At 63.4% G+C, this 16,790-nt stretch carries 16 protein-coding genes and 1 tRNA gene; 3 read left to right on the top strand and 14 right to left on the bottom strand.

Features of this window, described 5'->3' with window-relative positions; all coding sequences use genetic code 11:
• Positions 1-102 precede the first annotated feature (102 nt).
• Positions 103-1,548, top strand: a complete 1,446-nt coding sequence (locus B2246_RS09470; protein WP_008641807.1) for a PLP-dependent aminotransferase family protein — start codon at positions 103-105, stop codon at positions 1,546-1,548.
• A 17-nt stretch (positions 1,549-1,565) separates the two neighbouring features.
• Here the strand turns inward: B2246_RS09470 and B2246_RS09465 are convergent, their stop codons facing one another.
• The 4 genes from B2246_RS09465 to leuC all read right to left on the bottom strand — a co-directional run bounded on the left by B2246_RS09465 (position 1,566) and on the right by leuC (position 5,664).
• Entirely contained in the window at positions 1,566-2,153 is a 588-nt protein-coding gene (locus B2246_RS09465; protein WP_040010832.1) for an acyloxyacyl hydrolase, read from the bottom strand.
• Positions 2,154-2,707: 554 nt separating this feature from the next.
• A complete protein-coding gene (locus B2246_RS09460; RefSeq protein WP_008641810.1) occupies positions 2,708-3,586 on the bottom strand; it encodes an alpha/beta fold hydrolase in 879 nt (292 codons plus the stop codon).
• 13 nt (positions 3,587-3,599) lie between these two features.
• Complete coding sequence (gene leuD, locus B2246_RS09455) at positions 3,600-4,253, bottom strand: 3-isopropylmalate dehydratase small subunit (protein WP_017511925.1); 654 nt, start codon at positions 4,251-4,253, stop codon at positions 3,600-3,602.
• Entirely contained in the window at positions 4,246-5,664 is a 1,419-nt protein-coding gene (leuC, locus tag B2246_RS09450; protein WP_286881835.1) for a 3-isopropylmalate dehydratase large subunit, read from the bottom strand. The genes leuD and leuC overlap by 8 nt, the downstream gene beginning before the upstream one ends.
• A 130-nt stretch (positions 5,665-5,794) precedes the next feature.
• Between leuC and B2246_RS09445 the strand changes: the two genes are divergently transcribed.
• Positions 5,795-6,721 carry a LysR family transcriptional regulator gene (locus B2246_RS09445; protein WP_286881836.1) on the top strand — a complete coding sequence of 309 codons (927 nt, stop codon included), beginning with the start codon at positions 5,795-5,797 and terminating at the stop codon, positions 6,719-6,721.
• Between the two features lie 131 nt (positions 6,722-6,852).
• Complete coding sequence (dmeF, locus tag B2246_RS09440; RefSeq protein WP_186425552.1) at positions 6,853-7,893, top strand: CDF family Co(II)/Ni(II) efflux transporter DmeF; 1,041 nt, start codon at positions 6,853-6,855, stop codon at positions 7,891-7,893.
• Between the two features lie 22 nt (positions 7,894-7,915).
• On the opposite strand, the gene B2246_RS09435 is transcribed toward dmeF, so the two are convergent.
• The 10 genes from B2246_RS09435 to B2246_RS09390 all read right to left on the bottom strand — a co-directional run bounded on the left by B2246_RS09435 (position 7,916) and on the right by B2246_RS09390 (position 16,785).
• Complete coding sequence (locus B2246_RS09435) at positions 7,916-8,899, bottom strand: quinone oxidoreductase family protein (protein ID WP_008641820.1); 984 nt, start codon at positions 8,897-8,899, stop codon at positions 7,916-7,918.
• A gap of 80 nt (positions 8,900-8,979) precedes the next feature.
• Positions 8,980-9,423, bottom strand: a complete 444-nt coding sequence (locus B2246_RS09430; RefSeq protein ID WP_008641821.1) for a GNAT family N-acetyltransferase — start codon at positions 9,421-9,423, stop codon at positions 8,980-8,982.
• 361 nt (positions 9,424-9,784) lie between these two features.
• Positions 9,785-9,859 (bottom strand) — tRNA-Cys (locus B2246_RS09425).
• An 84-nt stretch (positions 9,860-9,943) separates the two neighbouring features.
• On the bottom strand, positions 9,944-10,420 hold the full coding sequence (gene bfr / locus B2246_RS09420) for a bacterioferritin (protein ID WP_008641822.1): 477 nt from the start codon (positions 10,418-10,420) through the stop codon (positions 9,944-9,946).
• 60 nt (positions 10,421-10,480) lie between these two features.
• Entirely contained in the window at positions 10,481-10,609 is a 129-nt protein-coding gene (locus B2246_RS09415) for a hypothetical protein (RefSeq protein WP_267880398.1), read from the bottom strand.
• Between the two features lie 25 nt (positions 10,610-10,634).
• Positions 10,635-11,231 (bottom strand): GTP cyclohydrolase II, encoded by a 597-nt coding sequence (gene ribA, locus B2246_RS09410; RefSeq protein ID WP_008641823.1) that lies wholly within the window; start codon positions 11,229-11,231, stop codon positions 10,635-10,637.
• Between the two features lie 409 nt (positions 11,232-11,640).
• Entirely contained in the window at positions 11,641-12,084 is a 444-nt protein-coding gene (locus B2246_RS09405; RefSeq protein WP_186425550.1) for a type IV pilin protein, read from the bottom strand.
• Between the two features lie 2 nt (positions 12,085-12,086).
• On the bottom strand, positions 12,087-15,467 hold the full coding sequence (locus tag B2246_RS09400; RefSeq protein ID WP_411860089.1) for a PilC/PilY family type IV pilus protein: 3,381 nt from the start codon (positions 15,465-15,467) through the stop codon (positions 12,087-12,089).
• Positions 15,467-16,060 (bottom strand): pilus assembly PilX family protein, encoded by a 594-nt coding sequence (locus B2246_RS09395; RefSeq protein WP_186425548.1) that lies wholly within the window; start codon positions 16,058-16,060, stop codon positions 15,467-15,469. The genes B2246_RS09400 and B2246_RS09395 overlap by 1 nt, the downstream gene beginning before the upstream one ends.
• Entirely contained in the window at positions 16,057-16,785 is a 729-nt protein-coding gene (locus B2246_RS09390; RefSeq protein WP_186425547.1) for a PilW family protein, read from the bottom strand. The genes B2246_RS09395 and B2246_RS09390 overlap by 4 nt, the downstream gene beginning before the upstream one ends.
• Positions 16,786-16,790: the final 5 nt, after the last annotated feature.

Below are 16,790 nucleotides of genomic sequence, written 5' to 3'. Positions count from 1 at the left end.
CGGAAGGCCCCGTGTTGGCACTGGAATAAGGGTTCACGCTGCAACGCATCAATCCGCCGTACCCGCTACACTGTACAGGTTTCGTTCTCTTGCGGGCGTCGAATGCTCAACCTGAACCTTGTTCGCAGCCGCCGGGGCGGCGAGACGCTGACCGAACAGATCGTCGCCGGCATCGCCGCGCTCGTGGACAGCCGGGCCCTGCGGGCCGGCGCGTTGCTACCGTCGGTGCGTCGCTTCGCCCAGCAGCACGATGTCAGCACCTTCACCGTCGCCGAGGCCTATGGCCGGCTGACAGCGCTCGGGTATCTCGCGGCCCGCCCCGGCTCCGGCTACACGGTGGCACACCGGCACGCCCCAGCCGGCCATGCGCGCGCGCCACACTGGGAGGCCCCGGGACTCAACGCGGCCTGGCTGCTTTCCGATGTATTCGCCGACCACTCCGTGCCGATCAAGGCGGGGGCTGGCTGGCTGCCCGGCGACTGGCTCAACGAGGAAGGCTTGCATCAGGCCATGCGCAGCGCGGCGCGCGTGCCGGCCGCGCAGGTGTCTGGATACGGCCATCCCTATGGCTTCGGCGCGCTGCGCGAGCATATCGCCGCGCACCTGAGCCAGTACGGCATTCCGGCGCGATCGCAACAGGTGGTGCTGACCCAGGGCGCCACGCAGGCGCTGGATCTGGTCGTGCGCACACTGCTGCGCCCCGGCGACACGGTACTGGTGGAGTCGCCGTGCTACTGCAATCTGCTGCAGATCCTTCGGCTGGCGGGCCTGCGCGCGATCGGCGTGCCGCGCACGGCTGCGGGCCTCGACACGGACGCGCTCGAAGACGCCATTCGCCAGCACTCGCCGCGTGCGCTGTTCATCAACACGGTGCTGCAGAACCCCACCGGCGCGAGCCTGACCAGCATGAACGCGTTCCGCGTGTTGCAGATCGCGGAGCAGCACCGGCTACTGGTGGTGGAAGACGACATCTATCGCGAACTGGCGCCGGCCGGGTCGCCGATGCTCGCGGCAATGGACGGGCTCTCGCAGGTGGTCTATGTGAACGGTTTCTCGAAGACGATCGCGCCGTCGCTGCGCGTCGGCTATCTGGCCGCAAGCCCGGATCTGGCCAAGGCCTTCGCACGCACGAAGATGGCCGTGGGACTGACGTCCTCGGAAGTGACCGAGCGGCTCGTGTATTCGGTCCTGACCAGCGGGCACTATGGCCGGCACGTGGCGGCGCTCGCCGAGCGGCTACGCGCCCAGCAGGATCTGGTGACCGAGAAGATGGACGCGCACGGCCTGGAGGTCCTGCTGCGCCCCGAAGGCGGGATGTTCGCGTGGGCACGCATGCGAGATGCCGACGGGCCCGCGCCGTCGGGCAACAGGCTGGCCACGCTTGCGCTGGAGCACGGTATCTGGCTGGCGCCCGGCGCCTACTTCGAGCCCGGCGAAGCCGATTCGCCCTGGATTCGCTTCAATGTGGCGACCAGCGACGCACCGCAGTTGTGGGACTTCTTCGATGCGGTACGCACCGATCAGGGCGCGTTGGCGCGCGCCGCCTGATCAGCCGGCCGTCCGAATCAGAAGCGATAGCGCACGTACCCGGTGTACAGATTGGTGCCCGGGTTCGGTTCCTTGATGCCGGCGTTCGAGATGTGCTGGAAGCGCATGCCCACTTCGGTCGCGGCATTCTTGCCGAACCCCACACCCAGGCCGACCATGTCGCCAAACTGGAAGGCTGTGCTGAAATTGTGCTGGTCTGACGTCGACGTGTGCGTCAGCAGGCGCAAGCCCACGCCGGCTTCCAGGAACGGCACGAAGTAGCCGCCGCGCTTTTCCACACGCAGGATCGGCGTCAGGCCGAACTCCATCAGGTTCTGGCGATTGGTGCCGCTGCGCGCGTCCCAGTAGCCCATGTTGGCTTCCGCCTGCAGCCTGAACAGCCATCCATCGGGATTGCCGTACTGGATTGGCGTGTTGAAGTTGACCGCGATTTCGTACTTGTTGATGCCATGGTCGGTATCGCGCGCGAACGCGGCCTGCACGGCCGGGTGCGCCCAACCGACCAGTTCCTCGGCGCTGGCCGCCGAACTGGCGCCCGCCACCAGTGCGGCGACAGCCAGAAGGCGTACGGAGGGTAGCTTGCGGAACAGGGAAACTGGGGGCATGTGATGTTCTTGTTGTTCTGTCTTCTTGTTCATGGACATGGAAGAGAGATTGGCTCGGCAACGGACATCGAAGGAAACTGCATAGGCAGCCATGCCGGCTGAAGCACTCTACCGCTCAGATGGCGGTCAAGCCCAGAGTCGCTCCACCAACCAGCTCGCGGCGACACAGATTCCGAGCCAGACGGCAAGACAGCTTGCAATAAATCGGTACGTCATTGTGAAAACTAACAGCAGTAAAGGGGTCTTGGAATGAATTTTTGCTGCGCATTATACATCCATCCATGAATGTATGTTTGCGCAGGTTGTCGCGCATGTTGACACGACAACATCCGACTCATCAAAGAACCATCTGGCCGCCATCATGCCAGCGTAGGACATATGCTGCACAACGGCGGTTAAACATGAAGATCAAAAAAATTGGAGATAGTGCGAGGCGGGATATGGTGGGCCTACGCGAGCGCGATCGGCGCGAATCACACGCCGATGCCAACAATCCCTCTCCCGGCTGACTGCGGGAGAGGGATAAACATCGTGGAATCAACAGGTTGCCTTGCTCAGGCGCGCAGGAACGGGAGCACTTCCGCCAGCAGTTGCTCCGGGACTTCCTCGGCGATGTAGTGCCCGCATAGCAGTGCATGACCGGTCACACGGCGCGCGACCTTGCGCCATTCTTCAAGTGGCTGAAAACACTTTCCGACAGCCCCGTCGGCTCCCCACAACGCCAGCATCTCGCATTCGATCATGCGGCCAGCCGCGATATCGGCGCGGTCGTGATCGAGATCGATGCCCGCGCTGGCGCGATAGTCCTCGCACAGTCCATGCGCCGCGCCCGGCTGGCGCAGCCCGCGCAGGTATTCGGCCAGCGCCTCGTCGGTGAACGGCGCCAGGCCGGCGCTGCGGCTACCCATGGTCTGGCGCAGGTAAAGCTCGGGGTCGGCCTCGATCAGGGTCTCCGGGAACGGCGCGGGACGGATCAGGAAAAACCAGTGATAGTAGGCCCGGGCAAACGCCTCGTTGGTCTGCGCGTACATCGCCAGCGTCGGGGCGATATCGAGCGTCACGAGCTTCTCCACAGCCTGCTGATGATCGACGGCCAGCCGGTGCGCCACGCGCGCGCCGCGGTCGTGAGCAAGCACGCGGAAACGCTCGAAGCCGAGTGCCCGCATCACCGCCATCTGATCGGCCGCCATCGTCCGCTTGCTGTAGTTGCTGTGGTCGGGCAGACCCGCCGGCTTGTCGCTATCGCCGTAGCCACGCAGGTCGGTGGCCACCACCGTGAAATGCCGGGCCAGTTCACCGGCCACCTTGTGCCAGATCACATGCGTCTGCGGATGGCCGTGCAACAGCAGCAGCGGCGGACCGTCTCCGCCGACCACCGCGTGGATCGCCACGCCGTTGTGATCGATGCGGTGGGTCGTGAATCCTTCGAACATCGTGTCTCCTCCATCAGCCAGCCATACGGCCGAGCCGTGCCATGGTAGTCGCGGCCACGTCGCGTAGCCAGGGGTTGTCCGCGTGGTGCCGGCTTGCGAATGCCGCAATCGCATCGGCGTGCGTCAACGACATGCCGATGACATCGAGGCCGAGCCGGAACATGTCGAGGTGGCGCGGAGAGAGCGAGAACGCCTTGGTGAATTCGCCGGCACGGACCGTCATGGTCGACAGGTCGATACGGATCGACGCCGGCGCCACGGGGTCACTCACGGCCGCCATGATCTGGTCGACATCCGCCTGCGGCAGCGCCACCAGCAACAACCGGTTGTTCATCGCGTTCGAGTAGAAGATCTCGCCGAAGCTCGGCGCGATGACCGCGCGGATGCCATATTGCTGCAGCCCCCAGACCGCATGCTCGCGGCTCGAACCGCAGCCGAAGTTCGGCCCGGCGACCAGCACGCGCGTGTCGCGCCACGCCGGCTGGTTCAGTACAAAGTCCGCGCGCGGGGCGCCGTTCGCGTCGAAACGCATGTCGTGAAGCAGTCCGCGGTCGAGCCCCGCCTTGTCGATGCCACGCAGGAATTGCTTCGGCATGATCTGGTCGGTATCCAGGTTCGGCAGCGGCAGCGGCGCGCCGACACCTTCGATCGTCGTGATGTCATTCATGTTGGATCTCCAGTTCCCGCACGTCGGTGATGCAGCCAGTAACGGCTGCGGCAGCTGCCATGGCCGGGCTCATCAGGTGCGTGCGTCCGGCACGGCCCTGGCGGCCCTCGAAGTTTCGGTTGGTGGTCGACGCGCAGCGCTCGCCCGGCGCCAGCACGTCGTCGTTCATCGCAAGGCACATCGAACAGCCGGGCTTGCGCCATTCGAATCCAGCATCGATCAGCAAGGCCGCGATGCCCTCGGCTTCAGCCTGATCGCGCACGGCGCCGGAGCCCGGCACCACCATTGCACGCACGCCCGGCGCCACCCTGCGGCCGCGTACCACGGCGGCCACCTGGCGCAAGTCCTCGATGCGGCCGTTCGTGCAGGAGCCGATAAACACCCGCTGCACGGGCAGCCCCTGCAGCGACACTCCGGGCGTCACGCCGATGTATTCAAGCGCGCGCTCGGCGGAGACGCGGGCGATGCTGTCTCCGGCGTCGGCCGGCTGCGGCACCGGGGCGCTCACGGGAATCGCCTGATCCGGGCTCGTGCCCCAGGTGACAAACGGCTCGACCGCAGCGGCATCGAATGCCAGTTCGAGATCGAAGCCGGCATCGGCATCCGACCGCAGCCCGGCCCATGCCCGGCGCGCGGTTTCGGCCATGTCGGCGTCGATGTCTGGCGCCCGGCGCAGGACATAGTCGATCGACGTGGCATCGGGCGCGATCAGTGCCCCGCGCGCGCCCGCCTCCACGGTCATGTTGCACAGGGTCATGCGCGCTTCCATCGACAACGCGCAGATCGTGCTGCCGGTGAACTCCACCACGTAGCCACGCGCGCCCTGCGCGCTGATGCGCGCGATGATGTGGAGGATCAGGTCTTTCGATGTCGTGCCCGATGGCAGCAGACCATCGACGTGGATACGCATATCGCGCGCCAGCCGGTAGACCAGCGTCTGCGTGGCCAGCACGTGCTCCACCTCGGAGGTGCCGATGCCGAAGCCCAGCGCGCCGAATGCACCGTAGGTGGTGGTATGGCTGTCGCCGCAAAGCACGACCATGCCGGGCCGGATCATGCCGTGCTCGGGCGCGATCACATGCTCGATGCCCTGCAGGGGATCGTTGGTATCGAACAGCGGAATACCGTGCAGGTCGCAATTACGTTTCAGGTTGCGGGCCTGCAGCGCCGAGGCGGGATCCTGGATCACGCGCGGGGATTCCGCGTGAGTCGGGATGATGTGATCGACCACGGCCAGGTTCTGGCCCGGCGCCGCCAGCTTGCGGCCCTGCTCGGCGAGCCCGGCGAACGCCTGCGGACTCGTGTACTCGTTCATGATGTGGAGATCCGCGTACAGCAGCACGTTGTCCGCATCGAGCGTGACGACCGTGTGCGAGTCCACGAGCTTCTGATATAGCGTGCGACCGGTCATGGCATTGGCTGGGTGAATGCAATTCGAATGAATGCACGCAGTCTAATCGCGGAATCCATCGCTATAATTTCGCCAAATTACTTACATTCGTTCCTTTAGTTCACGAATGCATCACCAATAACCGGCCGCCATGGATGCCTTCTCCGATCTCGCGTTCTTCGTGTTGCTGGTCAAGCGCGGCAGTCTTGCCGGCGCGGCGCAGCAGCTTGGCGTCACGCCGTCGGCGGCCAGCAAGCGGCTGGCGGCGCTTGAGGCACGCCTTGGGGTGCGGCTGCTGAATCGCACCACGCGGCGACTGTCGGTCACGCCGGAGGGCGAGGCATATCTGGCCCACGGTGGAAGAATCCTGGCCGAGCTCGACGAGCTGGAGCAGGGCTTGCGGGGCAGCCGCGTGGCGCCGCGCGGCCTGCTGCGGGTCAATGGCACGCTCGGGTTCGGACGCCGCCATCTGGCGCCCGCCATCAGTGATTTTCTCGTGGCCTGTCCCGATATCGAAGTGCAGCTTCAGTTGACCGACCGCGCACTGAATCTGGCCGAGGAAGGCTACGACGTCGGCATCCTGGTGGGCGACCTGCCCGACGCCCGCCTCAACGCCCGACGGCTCGCGCTCAATAGCCGGCTCCTGTGCGCATCCCCCGCCTACCTCGCCCGCCACGGCGAGCCCGCGTCGCCACGCGCGCTGACGCAGCATCGCTGCATCGTGATCCGCGAGAGCGAGGCCGCATACGGCACCTGGCACCTCCAGCACCAGCAATCCGCCGCGCGGCAGGAGACGGTCAAGGTGCGCGGCATGGCGGCGACCAACGATGGCGAGGTGGCCGTCAACTGGGCGCTGCAGGGCCACGGCATCGTGCTGAGGTCCGAATGGGAGGTCGCGCCGCTGCTGCGCTCGGGACGGCTGCGGCAAGTGTTGCCGGAATGGTCCGCACCGGCCGCCGACATCCATGCCGTGTATCTGTCTCGTGACAAGCTCTCGGCACGCGTACGCGCATTCGTCGACTTCCTCGCGGAGCGCTTCGGCCACTACGACCCGGCTGCGCCATATCACGGCTGGTAACTCATCGCTGGTAGCCGACTGCAGCCGGGCAGCCATGTCGACGGCAGGGGTGAAGACCCTGTCGATCACCCATGCTGCTACCCTTCGCGCATACTTCAAATCCTGATCCAACCCATCCGGACTGCACCGCCATGCACACACAGAATCTCTCCGCGTGGACCCACTCCCACGTGTTCGACGCAGGCAACCAGGCGGCCGAACGCGGCACCCGGCTGGTCATGTGGATCACGCTGGCGATGATGATCGTCGAAATCGCCGCGGGTCTCGTCTTCAACTCGATGGCACTGCTGGCCGATGGCTGGCATATGAGTTCACACGCGCTGGCCATCGGCCTGTCCGCGTTCGCCTATGCGGCGGCCCGCCGGCTGTCGCAGGACGGCCGATTCTCTTTCGGGACCTGGAAGATCGAAGTTCTTGCCGCATTCGCCAGCGCCATCTTCCTGCTTGGCGTCGCTGGCCTGATGGTGTTTGGCTCGGTCGAGCGGCTGTTCACCCCCCAGCCGATTCACTATCAGGAGGCGATGGCAATCACCGTGATCGGCCTGATCGTCAACCTGGCCTGTGCGTTGATCCTCGGCGGCGCGCACCACGGCCATGATCACGGGCACGGGCACGACCATCAGGCGCACGGGCATGACCACCACGATCATGGCCATGGACATGACAATCACGGCCACCGCCATCACGACATCAACCTGCGTTCGGCCTATCTACACGTGGTGGCCGATGCCGCCACCTCGGTATTGGCGATCGTTGCATTGGCGGGTGGCTGGTGGCTGGGATGGAGCTGGCTCGACCCGGTGATGGGTCTGGTCGGCGCGGTATTGGTAGGCCGCTGGGCCGTCGGCCTGATGCGCCAGAGCGGGACGGTGCTGCTCGATCGCGAGATGGATCACCCGGTGGTCGAGGAAGTGCGCGAAGTGCTGGCGCAGTTCTCGCACGGTGAGGACGGCACGCGCGTGGCCGACCTGCACGTCTGGCGCGTGGGCCGTGAGAAATTCGCGTGCATCGCCAGCCTGGTCACCCACGACGCCAGCCTGACGCCGCAGCGCGTGCGGCACGCGCTATCGGTACACGATGAACTCGTGCACGTGAGCGTCGAAATCAATCAATGCGACGGTGGCCGAGATGGCCACGACGGCCACGCGGCGCATCGCGGCCATCGTCACTAGGCGGCAAACCCGCTCATGTCACTCAGGGCAGCAGCAGGATCGCGCCGGTAGTCGCCCGGCCTTCGGCGGCCTCGTGCGCGCGCGCCACATCCTCCAGCGGAAAGCGCGCGCCAATCTGGACCTTCACGTGACCGGCGGCGATGGCATCGAACAGGTCCTTCGCATTGGCGCGGAAACGTGTCGCATCGGCGTTGTGCGGGAACACCGAGGGCCGCGTCAGGTACAGGCAGCCCTTCTTGTTGAGCAACTCGGGCTCGATGGCAGGTGCCGGGCCGGACGCGCCGCCGTAGAGCACCACCATGCCGAAGGTCTGCGCGCAATCGAGCGAGCCGAGGAAGGTGTCCTTGCCCACGGCGTCATAGACTACGTTCACGCCGCGCCCATCGGTGGCATCACGCACCTGCTTGACCCAATCGCCATGGCTGTAGTCGATAGCGACGTCGCATCCCACGGCGCGGGCAATCTCGCATTTCGCCGCTGACCCGGCCGTGCCGATCACGCGCGCGCCCAGCGCCTTCGCCCAGCCGCTCAGGATCTGCCCGACGCCCCCTGCCGCCGCGTGCACAAGTACGGTGTCGCCCGGTTTCACCGCATAGGTGTGGCGGACCAGGTACTGCGCGGTCATGCCCTTGAAGATCACGGCCGCGGCCTGCTCGTCGCTGATCGCATCGGGCAGCTTCACAAGCTTGTCCACGGGGATATTGCGCCCTTCGGCGTAGGCGCCGAGTCCGGCGTTCATGTAGGCCACGCGATCACCGACCGCGACATCGGTCACACCAGCACCAATCGCCTCGACCACGCCGGCGGCCTCATGGCCCAGACCCGTGCCGACCGGCAGCGGATAGGTGCCGCGCCGCTGGTAGACGTCGATGAAATTGAAACCGATCGCGGTATGTCGCACCCGCGCCTCGCCTGCCGCTGGTGGCGGCAATTCGACGGACTCGAGCCGCATCACTTGCGGCAAACCAAATTCGTGAAGACGGACGGCGCGGACGGTGGTTCGCATGGGGGCTCCTCGATGCTCGTGCGAATTGCGGAGACCCGATTATTGACGCTTTTGCGGAATCCTGCCGACGCTCAAGTCTCTCAGGCCAGCTCGCAGCACATGCAAAGCGCGCTGGTATTGCGCATCCGCTGGAACTCCTTGCTTTCGAGAATTTCCGGCGGCAGCTTCGATGCGTGAATCAGCGTGAAGCCATAACGCGCGAAGTAGCTCGGACAAGTCGACGTCAGCAGCACGGCGCGGCGGCTGCCGTTGGCACGGGCGCGCATCATCACGGCGTTGACGAGATGGCTCGCAATCCCCTGGTCGCGCCATTCTCGCAGTACCGCCACCGATCGCACGATGGCGGAGTCGCCGAACAGTTCGGCACACGCGCAACCGACGATCTGCGATTCGAGTACCGCCACATGGAACTCGCCGACGAGTCGCGCCAGGTCGTCCACGGGAAGACCGCATCGCTCGAGCACCGCTCCGATTGCGGCGGCATCCGCCGGCTGCGCCGCGCGGATTCGCAAGTCCCTAATCATCTGGAGCCTCTGTATGTCTCATCACGTTGGACGGATACGCCATGGAAGCCCTGCATGGTCAGATAATGCTGCCGGCGGCTGGTACGAGAGCCGGACTTGTCGTACGACGAACGTGCGCCCTTGGCGAGCGGCGAGATGCTGACGTTTGGTGCACGCCCGGTTCGACAGTATCGCAATCGGGGCGGACTTACCAGAGGGAGATGGCCCGATGCGACGCACGCCACGCCTGACCACGCATGACGGTGCAAACCACCCGCCATGCTGCATGAAACGCGCCAGCTTTTACTCACGAACCGGAAGACACCGCAATGACGAAAATGCGTCCGGAGAATGAAAAGGGATTTCGGGGAGATTGGGGAATTGGAGGCGGGGATACGGAATCGAACCGTCGTAAACGGCTTTGCAGGCCGTCGCATAACCACTCTGCCACCCCGCCGTGGGATGCCGGTCCGCGTGTGGGACCGCTCCGAGGTGCGGGGCGCAGTGTATCCGATGTTGGAAAAACCTGCTGGCGACGGGCTTATTCGACGCCGCCCATCGCACTTTGCTGGTAGTTCTGCAGACCGATCTTGCCGATCAGCTCGAGCTGCGTCTGCAGCCAGTCGATGTGATCCTCGGTATCGGAGAGGATCTCGCTCAGGATCTCGCGCGAGACATAGTCGCCCACCGACTCGCAGTACTTGATCGCATCCTTGCTGGTGACCTGAGACCCGAGTTCGAGCTTGAGGTCACAGGCAAGCATCTCTTCGGTGTTCTCGCCCAGCAGCAGCTTGTCCAGGTCCTGCAGATTGGGCAGACCGTCGAGCATCAGGATGCGTTCGATCAGCTTGTCCGCATGTTTCATCTCCTCGATCGACTCCTCGTACTCGTGCTTGCCGAGTTCCTTGAGCCCCCAGTGACGATACATGCGCGCGTGCAGGAAATACTGATTGATGGCGGTCAGTTCGTGCTTGAGCTGGCCATTCAGTAACTGGATGACCTTTTTGTCTGCCTTCATGACAAATCCTCCGAAAGGTTTTTCGGCGTGATTTTCATGGTAATTCCCGACAGCGGAAGATCAAGCTCCAGTGCGATTTTCCGCGAAAATCAAGGCAGTATCGACGATTATGCGACTGATTTTGATTTCGATTCCGATGCACAAAAGAAAAGGCGCTTCGTCATACGAAGCGCCTTCGATGTCAGCCATCGGCCGCTTGCCTCAACCCAGTCGATCAGTCCAGCAGGTGCCCCATGCGCGACCGCTTGGTGGCCAGATACTTCTCGTTCTCGGCGTTCGCCGGCACCACATGGCGGACCTGCTCGGTCACCTTGATGCCTGCATCCTCGAGCGCCTTGATCTTGATCGGGTTGTTGCTCATCAGACGGACCGAACTCACCCCCCACTGACGCAGAAAATCGGCCGCGAACGCATAGGTGCGCGAATCGATCGCCTGGCCCAGCGCCAGATTGGCATCAACCGTATCCAGTCCGCCATCCTGCAACGCATACGCGCGGATCTTGTTCGACAGGCCAATGCCGCGTCCCTCGTGACCACGCAGGTACAGCAGGATGCCGCGGCCCTCTTCGGCGATCCGCTTCATCGCGAGGTCGAGTTGCTCGCCGCAGTCGCAGCGGCAGGAACCGAAGACGTCACCGGTCAGGCATTCCGAATGCAAGCGCACGAGCAGGTTTTCGCCCGAAATTTCGCCCATCGACAGCGCGAGATGTTCAGTACCGGTATCAACGCCCTGGAAGGCGTGTGCGGTAAATTCTCCGTAGCGGGTCGGCAGCCGGGCAGAGCCGATCAGCTCACTTTCTAGATCTTTCATAGGGTATGCAAAATGCTTGATGCGCCGTGGGGCCCGAGCGGCATGATACCGGGCCGGGGCAGGCGCGCCGGGCGGCGCCGGGCAGGCGGCGCGGACGTGGCACGCCGGCAAGGATACCGCGAAACGCAATTTCCTACCCTGCGCGGGGTTACCGGGCGGTAGATGGAACGCATCCTTCACGGCCGGCGCCGCGGTATGGGATCGTCCTCAGGCATTAAGAGGCGCTATCAAGATGAAGCGAAGCGGTTCTGGCTAGGCGCAAGGCCGCCGACAGTACAAGTAGTACGGCAAGGCCGCGCAACGACGCCAGATCATTTTGATGGCGCCTCTTGGACCTGCGGCCTTGGAGTCACCTGCCGGCCATCACATGCGGCACTTCCCGCGCGCGCATCGACGCACCTCTTGCTGCCTACCAGCAGGTGGCGGACGTGGCCCCGTTCGACGTCCCGGTGTTGGACTGCACACCCAGATTGTTGATGACATACGAGCCGCAGTCATCCCCAGCCTGCGCGCCGACCGGCGCGGCCGTGGCCGTGTACGTCGTACCCGAGTTGGCTGTGGCAACGGTGAGCTGATAGAACGTTTGTCCGCTCGATTGAATCTGCACCGGATACGCGGCGCCCGCGTAGCCCAGATCGCCCGGGGCGCCACCGTACAGGTTCTGCGTACTAAAGACCTTCTCCTGCCTTGCCGCAGCATCGAGCAACGCCGTCTTGGCATCGGTTCGACGTGACTTGCGCACATGCTGCATGTACGAAGGGAATGCGATAGCCGCCAGGATCGCGACGATTATCGCGACGATCATGAGTTCGACGAGCGAAAAGCCCGCGGAATGTTTTAGTCGACGGTTCATGATTAGCGCAACTTGATCCAGTTGATGCGTGATCCCGTGGCATTGGCACCGGGGTTGATCTGGGTAACGACGCCCGTGCCCCCAACCGTCTGCTGCACGATGTACGGTCTCTTCTGCGCTGTCACGATCGACGGGGAGCCCGTACCGCTCAGGCCAATGCCGCTGACAATTCCGCCATTAAGCAGCGGGAAGGTGTTGCTGTTGGCAGTGCTGAAGAAGGATTGGGAGGCCGCGCCGCCAGTGGACATGGAAACCCCCATCGTGAATCCAGTAGGCACCTCCGTATTGCAGGAGAGCGCCTGCGCAGCCGCCGAACTCGGTGGGATCGTCGTATTGACGATGAACATTCCGTATGCGATCACGGGGTTGTAGATCACCTGTTCGCCAGGATTCGTGGACAGCGGCAATTGCCAGCCATACTTGGTGTTGCCACTGGAGCAAACGGTACTGCCCTGCCAGCAGACGGCGGTGGCGCTGACCGTGCGCAACATCGCGGTATTCGAACTGGCGCGGCCCTCGTTGGTGATCGACTGCGCCGTAAGGTTGGCGATTGCCAGCGGCTGCGGCGCGGTTGCCAGCGCCGCATACTTCGCGCTGGCCGGGGCCACGCCGTTCCATGCCGTCATGTTCCAGTCCCACACACCGAAAAGTGACTGGGTGGCACTCTCGAACACCGCTTCGCTGCTCTGCGTCTGTTCCAGGCGACGACCAGTGCCGAAGCTGACCATGACACGCGGTATCGCATTGGCCCCGGTACCACTGCCGGGCACGGCAGCCACCGCAACCTTGCTGGTAATGGGCAGCCCGGTGGCCAGTAGCGGCTTGGCCGACGCACTCCAGTTGGCAGGCGCGTTCGAAGTCAGGTCAAAACGCCAGACATTGCCGAACATATCGCCGGCATAGACGTAGTCGGTAATGTGGTCGCCATCGAGATCCGCAGGTGTCACATAGGCAATGCCATTCTTGGAATTCTTGCCGGCCGGATCCTTGGCCGGACCGTATCCCGTATCCAGGTACAGAAACGACTTTGAGCCGTCCGCCGGGTTGACCAGCATCACATACAATCCCGCCGAGCCGGATGCGCTGTTCAGGCCGTTGCCGAACAGCACCGCCCAATTGCCGTTGTGCAGGCGGCGAATCACCGGTGTGCCGTAGGTGTTTCCAAGGTTTGTGCCACAGCTGGTATTGCCGGTGCATTTCAGCGTGTTGTCCCACTCACCGATCACCAGGCTGCTTGCCGTTGCAGCGTCATCGGCAAACCCGGCAGGGTTCGTGACATCGAGCGCGTAGATCGCACCACCTGTACCCGTCGTCGTCTTGTCGCCGATCGGCCCGGTTGCGTTCGCGCCGGGACCGAGGCCTCCAACCAGCCACGTATGCCAGGCATTCTGATAGTAGAGATCGCCCGTGCCTGGCGTCGCATCCACGAAGTAATTGTGCACATACTGCGCCGAGGCGAGGTCCAGCGCACTGGTCGAGGAATGGATCGTCTTCAGTACGGCGCCCGGCATGTAAGCGATCGCCTCGCTCCCGTCATTCGGCTTGCTGGCATCGCTGCCGACGAAGTTTCCGCCCGCGTCGTAGTAGCCGGAACGGAAGCCGTGCAGCAGGCCATCGTTGGCCCCGACGTAGACGATATTCTGGCGCAGCGCGTTGTTCTGCTTGAACGTGTCATAGCTACCGTTCGGCTCCGCAGCGGTGGCAGTCTTGTACAGGGCGTCCGTCCAGGGCCCGCTATAGGGCGAGGAAGGTGCCCCCACCCAGGTCGGACTTGAGTCCATGATGTCGCCCAGCACGCCCGTGCGTGCGCGATATAAACCCGTTCCTGATGTCGTGATCTCGTTGGTACGGTCGCCGCGCAGATAATTCAGGCGCTTGTTGGTCGCACTGGCGTCGCCCGCGGTCATGAGTGTCTGCACGGCAGCTGGCGGCGTATAGGTGCCATCCCAGCGGAAGGGGATGCCAGCCGAGCCGCTCCAGGTGAGGATCTTTCGCGCGGCCGGCGCCTGCGCGGTGTTGGTGCCGCCAGTGGACGGGCAGCTTCCACCGGTCAGCACGCAACTCGCATTCCAGTTGGCGGTGGTGCTCATCGAGACCGTGTCGCTCGAAGCGTCGTAGAGCAGGTTCTGCGCGCTCAGCTCTCCCCACCAGTTGGTCGGATGGTAGTAGGCCAGGTACACCTGCGATCCAGCTTCCACGCGCGCGGACTGCTGCACGTTGGTGCCTGCCGAGCTGCTCGACTGGCCAACAGGCTCCGCCTTGAAACAGGTAATCTCGTGAACGTTGCTGCCGCTACCGGTGCCCGCGGCAAACCCGAAACGGAACTGGGTCGGCACCGGTCCGTTCGACTTCGTGATGTCCTGGTTCGTGATGATTGGCGTGGCCGCACCGCCGTTATAGCTGTACGACATGCTCAGCAGTCCGTTTTGCGTGAGCTTGAGCGAGTAGACGATCGGGATGGCCTGGCCGCGGGTTGGCTTGGCTGTGGCCTGCTGGTTCGCGATCGCGTTCGGCAGATCGCTCGATGCAATGAAGTTGTAGTTGTAGGCCAGTGGCTTGCTTGTTACCGACCCATTGTCCTTGCCACTCGACCAGTCTTGTACATATCCTGCGGCGCACGTGTTCTGCACCGCGGTAGGAATCTTCGATGTAGGGACCTTCTTGTAGTACGAGTTGTAGGTCGCCAGCAGGTTTGCCCAGTTCGTATTCCCCGAGCCACGAATACTGATCCGGTTCGCCTTGAAACCCGGTCCAGTGCTGGTGTTGTCATTCTTGGAGCTACCGGAACTCCCATTGGAGAAGTTGCCATACTCGTCGATGCCGATCCCGATGTAACCGGCAACCACCCCGTCATAGACCGCGTTCACGTTGGAGCAGCTATAGCCCAGGCTGCCACCCAGCGCCCCGACGCTCGCGGCCTGATTGCCGTCGGCAAGGAAGAAGCTGATGCCGTCGGCGCCGGTATTGCCGAATGCATTGCCGCCATAGGTCACGGTGGAGAACGTAACCTGCAAGCCTTCCTGCATCGGGAAGGTGAAGTTCGATACGACAGCGCCGTTCTGACTGTTCCCGTTCGAACCCTTACCCGTATCACCATTGGTCAACCGAAGCGCGCCGGAGCCAGCCGTATCGGGAAGCGTTCCGGTCACGCCGCCCACAAGCTTCGAACTCTTGCTCGAGTAGTACGTAAAATTCGATGCCGTGCATCCAGGGATCGTCCCAGAGCCATCGCCAGCGGTCAGGCAGGCACCGTTGATTGCGGTCCATGGATAGCTGGACGATGCCCCATTCAGATTGTCCTGAATCACAACCGCGCGAGCCTGCGCAGCAAGCAGCGCTGCCACGGCCGAGGCCACCAATGCGAGACGTGGAGGATTTCTCATCATTCTTTCCCGAGATCTTTGGTACTCGCGCCAACCTGATAGGTGCTTTGCACCACGGCAGCCGTGGCCGCGCTGCCGCCATACCCGGCGCCGGTCACGCTGTACAGCATTGACAACCCGTCCTGTGAAAGGCCGAGGTAGTTGATATAGAGGCTCGGCGGGGCCGTATAGTTGATGTCGCCGTTAGACATCCCGCCAAGATTGCCATTGGCAGCCACGGCCATCGACGGCGGCGTGTAGTTGACACGCGCCGGCGTCCAGGGCAAGGCCGTTGGGTTAGTCAGCGCGTTGCTGCATACCTGCATGCTTGACCAATCATTAGCCGTGACACTGACAACGCTGTTGCAAGGGGCTCCGCTCGAACCGTTGCCCTGGCCAAGCCACCATTCGCCATATCGCAACGCGCTTTGCGCTGCCTCGAACGCACGTTGCTTCTCGCGCGTATTGCCGGCGATCTTTTCCTGCATGCCGAAGCTCTTCATCATCGAGACCGCCAGTAACGAGAGCACCAGCAGGAACAGCAACCCGACGATCAGGACATAACCCTGACTGGTACCCCGTCCGGGCGGGCGATGGCGCGTGGGATGTTTCATGACCGGTTCATCAAGCTGATCGTCTGGGTCCAGCTCAGTGTTGCCGGCTGGCTCGGTTGCGTGGCATACGGATTGGCGAAGGTCACCGTCACCCTCGCGGTACGGACCTGGGGCCAGTACCCGGCAGCGGTCACCGCGGCGGCGGACAGATACTGATCGACGTTGCCACCGTTTGCGGTGTCTGTTCCATAAAGGACGCTGAATCCCGTCACGCCGCTGACCAGCGGCACCGCCGCGCCGCCATTGATGGCACACGTCAGTTCGTTGTTCACATTGACTGCAAAGCTGTTGACGTACACCACATTGGCGCCGGACGTATTGGACTGCCCCTGGCAGTTGAGAATGCCGTCGCCATTGGCCGTCATGAAACGGGCAGTCAGCGTATCGCTTGCGCCGTTCGCGCCCGACGTACCGACCACGGCCTGCCCCGCGGCAAAGTCGCCATAGGTATTGCCAGTCGATAGCGGCAACGCGCCGGTCACCACATTGTTCACGGGGTCTGGAAAATAGCCCGCGGACTGAATGGTGGTGGAGAACATGGTCAGCGCCAGGCGCTCATTGTCCTGTAGCTGGGCCAGTTGATCCTGATCCCTGAAGGTGCCACGAAAATTGAGGAACAGCGTGCTCAGGGCCAACAGCATGAATAGCCCGATGATCATCGCCACCATGATTTCCACCAGCGATACCCCTGCCTGGCGTGATCTGGTTCTTCTAAGGTGTCGCATTGATT

Origin of the sequence: Cupriavidus sp. UBA2010 (assembly GCF_002335265.1) — a bacterium.
GTDB lineage: Bacteria > Pseudomonadota > Gammaproteobacteria > Burkholderiales > Burkholderiaceae > Cupriavidus > Cupriavidus metallidurans.
This window is presented reverse-complemented; position numbering and strand designations above follow the sequence as displayed.